Source organism: Flavobacterium algoris (assembly GCF_048158525.1).
GTDB classification, from domain to species: Bacteria; Bacteroidota; Bacteroidia; order Flavobacteriales; family Flavobacteriaceae; genus Flavobacterium; species Flavobacterium algoris.
Map to the genome: position 1 here is coordinate 42,139 of NZ_JBLNKT010000027.1, position 6,611 is coordinate 48,749.

The 6,611-nt window shown below is 32.2% G+C and carries 8 protein-coding genes and 1 pseudogene; all 9 read left to right on the forward strand.

The window, feature by feature from the left end:
- Positions 1–17: 17 nt before the first annotated feature.
- Positions 18–626: a sterol desaturase family protein gene (locus ACM55I_RS13080; RefSeq protein ID WP_416847274.1), complete on the forward strand. Its 609-nt coding sequence runs from the start codon at positions 18–20 to the stop codon at positions 624–626.
- 17 nt (positions 627–643) lie between these two features.
- On the forward strand, positions 644–1,600 hold the full coding sequence (locus ACM55I_RS13085; protein ID WP_416847275.1) for a DUF6695 family protein: 957 nt from the start codon (positions 644–646) through the stop codon (positions 1,598–1,600).
- A 141-nt stretch (positions 1,601–1,741) separates the two neighbouring features.
- Entirely contained in the window at positions 1,742–2,350 is a 609-nt protein-coding gene (locus ACM55I_RS13090; RefSeq protein ID WP_416847276.1) for a YkgJ family cysteine cluster protein, read from the forward strand.
- A gap of 77 nt (positions 2,351–2,427) precedes the next feature.
- Positions 2,428–2,508 (forward strand): annotated as a pseudogene (locus ACM55I_RS16340) (hypothetical protein); the annotation flags it as partial.
- A 207-nt stretch (positions 2,509–2,715) separates the two neighbouring features.
- Positions 2,716–3,822, forward strand: a complete 1,107-nt coding sequence (locus tag ACM55I_RS13095) for a Gfo/Idh/MocA family protein (RefSeq protein ID WP_416847278.1) — start codon at positions 2,716–2,718, stop codon at positions 3,820–3,822.
- A gap of 105 nt (positions 3,823–3,927) precedes the next feature.
- Positions 3,928–4,098, forward strand: a complete 171-nt coding sequence (locus tag ACM55I_RS13100) for a dienelactone hydrolase family protein (RefSeq protein WP_416847279.1) — start codon at positions 3,928–3,930, stop codon at positions 4,096–4,098.
- Positions 4,058–4,240, forward strand: coding sequence for a dienelactone hydrolase family protein (locus tag ACM55I_RS13105; RefSeq protein WP_416847280.1), 183 nt, complete (start codon positions 4,058–4,060; stop codon positions 4,238–4,240). The genes ACM55I_RS13100 and ACM55I_RS13105 overlap by 41 nt, the downstream gene beginning before the upstream one ends.
- 210 nt (positions 4,241–4,450) lie before the next feature.
- Positions 4,451–5,431 carry a dienelactone hydrolase family protein gene (locus tag ACM55I_RS13110; protein ID WP_416847282.1) on the forward strand — a complete coding sequence of 327 codons (981 nt, stop codon included), beginning with the start codon at positions 4,451–4,453 and terminating at the stop codon, positions 5,429–5,431.
- A 364-nt stretch (positions 5,432–5,795) separates the two neighbouring features.
- Positions 5,796–6,314, forward strand: coding sequence for a hypothetical protein (locus ACM55I_RS13115; RefSeq protein ID WP_416847284.1), 519 nt, complete (start codon positions 5,796–5,798; stop codon positions 6,312–6,314).
- Positions 6,315–6,611 lie beyond the last annotated feature (297 nt).

Genomic DNA, 6,611 nt, shown 5'->3' on the forward strand with positions numbered 1-6,611 from the left:
ATTAAAAACGAACAAAAATGAAAAAATCAAAGGAATCTATACGACTTTTTGAGAATCCTATCATGGAAAGTCTTACAAAAACCAATGCTTTGTTTGTAATCACCACTTTAGCACTTATATCGCTAAACATAATCCTCTTTGGTATAATCAAAATAAAGCTATCAATACTGGGCTATATAGTGTTATTTTTTTCTGGAACCTTTGTTTATACACTTGCCGAATATTTAATACACCGGTTTATTTATCATATGGGAGAATATAAAAACCCTAAGAAATGGATATTCAAGATTCATGGAATGCATCATACTACTCCTCGGGACAAACAACGATTGGTCTTACCTCTTCCTGTATCCATACCACTCGCTGGCTTATTTATATTTATTTTCTGGCTTATTATAGACAAGTATGTTCTTCTATTTTTTCCTGGTTTTTTAATGGGCTATTCGTACTATCTGTCTTTACATTATTTCATACATACAACCAAACCTCCCAAAAACTTTTTTCGTTATCTATGGAAACACCATCTGCTACACCATTACAAAAATGAAACGGTAGCTTTTGGTCTTACATTTCCCCTTTGGGAGATTATTTTTGGAACAATGCCGAAAGATAAAAAACTGGAATAACCCCAAAACGTTTTAAAATGGCTAAACATAACGGAATGGCAATTGCAATTGCCTGGCCTGAATTTATTGGCAAACAGCCCGGTTCCTGGTATGATACCCCCATGCGCTGGTTGGGTCATAACAAAAACTTTCAATATAAAGTAGGTCATGCGTCATTGATATTAGTAGACGTTGCCTCAGGCAATTGTTCTTATTTTGATTGCGGAAGATACCATGCTCCGTATCAGCATGGACGGATTCGGGATGTTTCTACGGATGCAAATCTTGAAATTCACACAAAGGCCAACTTCTTCAATAATAAAATAGCAAATATTAAAGAGCTCTTGAATGAAATACAAAACAACGAAACGACTTTTGGCATGGGTCCGTTATATGCTTCTTATTGTCCTGTAAACATTGAGTCTTCCATATCCAAAATTAAAGAACTGCAAAATAAAGAAGCAATTCCTTTTGGTCCATTTGTAATTAATGGAATCAATTGTTGCCGGTTTGTGAGAAACGGAATTTTGGCTGGAGCCCCTGCGCAAAAATACCGTTTTAAACTTCGTTATTTATGGCGTCTCAAACCCATGCCCATAACCAATATCAATTGTCTTTCGGATAAAATCATTATACCGAAAATTGCTGCAGATAATCCAAAAAGACAACACCATCACTCCAATACAGTATATACCAAAGAAAACGTAAAAGGCACACTACCGGTACCAACTAGACCTGAAAACATCCCCAAAGACAGTCAATGGTTGGGTGGCGAAGTTGCCGGCGGTTGGTTTTGGTTGAAACCAATTGATGAAGGATATTTAATAAATCGGTATTCATCAACAGGTATTCCAGAATGTAGCGGAAAATTTAGGTTAGCCGGCAGTGGATTCTTCAATATCAGAAAGCCTTATTCTTTTTCACACTTGTCTCATTGCAGCAAAGTAACTATCATTCAGGATGATGAAGTATTTGAATTTTTAAGAGATGACTGATTTGTCTCCATCCGAAAAAAAACACTTCCTTCCTCTTTTATAGCTTTGCAATTGAATAAACAACCTTATCAATTATAAACGATAAGAAAAACTTAATTATACAGTTACCCCTTTTTAATAGACTACCTTACACAAAAATCAATGTCTATAGAACATAAGGTTCGGCTGGTTGAAGAATTATTTGGCCGTCTTGAAAATGAAATTAGTGCTTTCCAATCAGAAACTAATTTACATTGTCGCACTGGCTGTGGTAAATGCTGTTCAACACCAGACATCGTTGCTTCTCCCTTGGAGTTTTTGCCTTGGGCATTACATTTATTTTTAAACGGAAAAGCCGAAGAAATGCTTGTTGAATTAAATAATAAATCCGACAGCAACTGTCATTTATACCGACCACTTGATGTTTTGAACCGTAGCAACGGAAGCTGTAGCAACTATCGCTATCGCGGATTGATTTGCAGGCTTTTTGGGTATGCCGCGAGCAGAGACAAATATGGTAAACTGCGATTGGCGACTTGCAAAATAATCAAAGAAGAACAGCAACAAAACTTCAAGGATACTGAAGAAGCCATTGGCAAAGGATTATACGTACCCATTTTTTCGGATTATTACATGCAACTTTCTCAAATTGACAACAGGCTAGCCATTACTTTACTCCCAATAAACGAAGCCTTGAAAATAGCCATTGAAGAAGTCTTGCATTATTACGCCTACAGACCGTTTCCCGATGGTGTCGAAAATATTGCGTAGAAAAACTAATTTAGCATTAATACAAGGCAATTACGAATGATGCGAAAAAACAAGCGCATATTTTCCTAAATTAAGTATTTGACCTATACGATGACTACGCACATAATAAAATAGAAAGAAGGCAATTTGTTGAAAAAGTTATCGCTATTAATATTTAAAAGTCACGTAATTGGGGCTTTTTTAGCATTGATTGGAAACTATTTAAAAGGCATAAATTATAAATCTCCTTATAATAAATTTGGTTATATTTGAAAACACGAATTTAATGACGAAAGATTCTAACTATTTGCAAAAAAGAGTCGTGTGTATTTTATGAACAAGCAGTAATTTTAACAAAAATAATTTCAAATTAAACAATGCTACCTATGTCACAAAAATTTCTTTATGCTTTCTTCATAATTATAGTAACATCACTAAACGTTTCAGCTCAGAAAAAGCCGCTCAAAGTTGGAATTATTGGTCTCACGCATACCCACGTACATGGAATTCTGGGTCGCGAAAATCTTGGAGATATTCAAATTGTAGGGATAGTAGAACCTAATCGCGGTTTAGCACAACGATATTCCAAAGAACACAAATTCCCAATGAGTATTGTTTTTAATACGATTGAAGAAATGATTGATAAAACACATCCAGAGGCAGTTACTGCTTTCGGTACCATATATCAACATTTAGAAGTCGTTGAAGCTTGTGCTCCAAAGGGGATTCATGTAATGGTTGAAAAGCCATTGGCCGTGAGTCTGGAACATGCTAAAAAAATGGAAATGCTTGCTAAAAAGCATAACATTCATCTACTTACTAATTACGAAACCACTTGGTATCCTTCAAACTACAAAGCATATGATTTATTAAAAAAAGATAAAGTAGGCGATTTACGCAAAGTTATAATTCGTGATGGGCACAAAGGTCCTAAAAAAATTGGCGTTAATAGTGAGTTTTTAGAATGGTTAACGGATCCTGTTCAAAACGGAGGAGGTGCTATTATAGATTTTGGTTGTTATGGTGCAAATCTAATGACCTGGATAATGGAAGGCAAAAAGCCAAATTCAGTAACTGCAATAACACAGCAACTACAGCCTGAAAATAATCCAAATGTGGATGACGAATCAACAATAATTTTAACGTATGACAATGCAAATGCATTAATTCAAGGGTCCTGGAACTGGCCAATTGGAAGAAAAGATATGGAAATTTATGGTTTAAATGGAGCTATATATGCGGACAATAAAAATAACTTGCGGGTGCGCATTGCCGATGGTTATGACGGATACAAAGAAGAATCATACCAGATTAAAGAATTAGAAGCACCTCGTAATGATCCCTTTTCCTTTTTGGCTGCTGTTGTAAGAAACGAAATCACCCTAAAACCTTACGAACTTTCCTCTTTAGAAAACAATATGATAGTGATGGAAATACTTGATGCTGCATTAAAAAGTGCTAAAACTAAAAGGACAATTGAAATCAATAAATAGAAAGTGTATCCATAAGAAAGTGGGAATTCTTAATACTTTGAAATAAAAAATAATTATAGTTCGCTAAATTGTCGTACATGAAAACCGAGTACTGAAATTGCCAATATGATGGCGGTCAAAATCACTGATTTATGCGCAGTAGTTCCTAATTATGGAGGACAACCTACAGCTGAAGAAGCTGAAAAAATAAAAATACCAATCATGGCACACTATACCGGTTTAGACACTAAAGTAAATGAGGGTTGCCCCGCTTTTGAAGCCATACTCAAAAAATAAAGTAGAACATACCGCTTATTTTTATCCCGGAGTCAATCATGGTTTTCATAATAATACCACTCCCCGATACGATGAAGCCTCCGCAACTCTATCGTGGAAACGAACTATTGATTTTTTCAAGGAGAAATTGAAGAAGAAATAAGTTTAAAATTTTTATATTTTAAAGTCCTGTAATTGGGGCTTTTTTTGGGATTAGCTTGAACAATTTTTAAAGAAAATACTTAATAAATAAGAAGAGAGTGGCAATTTGATTATATTTGAAAAGACGAATTTAATTACAAATAGTTTTAACTCTTTTAGCATTGAGTATATTAGATTTAGCTACGAGCAATTTTAAAAGACCCAACAAAAAATGAAATATTGTCAAACATTATTATTCCTTTTTTTATCTATTAATTTACTAGGACAATTTAACCCAAAACCAGATAAATATCAACACTATTCAATAATTAAAAAGAAAGACACTATCAATTTTCATTTATATTCAAATGATAAAATTGAGAATACAAATAGCATTTTACTTTTTCTACAGGGTTCTGGGCCAGAACCTTTTATGAATATTAAAAAAGAAGGCAAAATGACTTATATAAAAAGTCATATTCCTTTTGACTTAGAAAAAATACCCAAAAACTTCGTATTTGTTGTTATATCAAAAAAAGGAATCCCTTTTTCAACAATAAATAGTGAATTTAAAGCTACAAAATTGTTTTATGAAAATGAATCTTTAGAATACAGGGCAAACCAAGCAAATGAAGTCCTTAAATATATAATAAGGAATTTAGTTAAAAAACCTAAAAAAATTATTGCAATTGGTCATTCTGAAGGAAGCGATGTTGCTGCTAAATTAGGTACTATAAATAAAGATTTAACTCATATTGGGTTTTGGTCAGGTGATGGAAACACTCAATATTATGATTTCACACTTTTTATTAGAAAAGAGATTCAAAAAGGTACTTTAACAGAAGATCAAGGAAAAGTAAAAATGGACTCTTTATTAAATCAACTTAAAGAAATTGAAGCGGATGAAAACTCTATTAGTAAATTTTGGGAAGGACATACATTTCGACGTTGGACAAAATTTTCTGAAGCAGCGATTGATAATTTACTGCAAATCAAAATCCCAATTTTTGTTACAGCTTGTGGAAAAGACGAATCTGTACCTATTGAATCTACCTATTTGATTCCAATTGAGTTCATCAGACATAAAAAAAACAATCTAACATTTAAAGTATATCCAGATTATGACCATTCATTTATCATTTGGCAAAAAAATAAACCCGAATATCATTGGATGGATGTATTTGAAGCATTTATGAAGTGGACTAATGATTAATAAATATAGCCTGCTGGGCGGCAAAGTCACTCGCTCTACGAAGAGTTAGTCGGTTTACGCTGGGAAAATGTCTCCGACTTTGACCCCGTAACAATGAGCCATTAACACAAAAAACTATCCCACAAAAAAAAGCCTCAAACGGGGCTTTTTACATATAACAAATTCAAGTTTTTATTTACCTGCTCCTAAAAGTACTTCCAAAACTTGTCGTGATAAGCTGTAAATATATCTTTTTGACCCTATAATGAATAATACTTTTTTTAAAAAAATTTTGGTTAACTAAATAGATCTAAACTTGAATATCATTTAAAAAATAAAACTGTTTTTGTAATATTTTACATATATTTGAAATAAAAAACTATATATGTCTGATTTTATTAGCCTACTTATTGGAATTATATCTGGATTAATTGCATCGTATTTATTTCTAATTTTTTATTTAAAAAAGAAAAGACCAATCATAAAAATTTCAAATTATATAAGTAAAATAGAATATAAAGGTGAAATCAATTATTTTTTTAAGTTTATTAATGCAACAAATTCAGAAATATTTGATATTCACATTGAAACTACTTTTTATAAGCCAGTTGGAGATTTTAATGGATCCAATTTAGTTGGAAATGATATAACATTAAAAGATAATTTTTCAGCATATATTCCTTGTGAAAATAAAAACGACAGCCATAATTTGCACGCAATGCGAGTCAGAACTGTTGATGAAATAGAAAAAGATTGGATTGATGAATCTTCATTCATTCGCTTAACAATTATTGCCAAACATTCATTATCAGGTTTAAACAAGGTGTTCCATAAAGACTTTTTATCTAAAGATTGTATAACAACCAAAAAATTTCTTTCGGGTAATAGTTTAGATGTTAAATAAAAAGTATTAGGTGTACTTAATTTGGTTAATTAATTTTTTGGTATTATATTTGAATATATTTACATATAAAAAAAGAACATTATGAAAACAGATGTAATTTTAGGTTAAGAACAAAAAGAATTTATTTTATTAATATATAAAACAAAAGTCAGCACATTGCTGGCTTTTTTTATTGATAAATTGTCCCGTCCTGAAATAGCGATACACAAAAAAGATCGTTATGGAAGAAAACATAAATTATGTAAAACGCACCCAACGCGATTACAGTATGTCTTTAAAGCTTCAAATTGTTAGAGA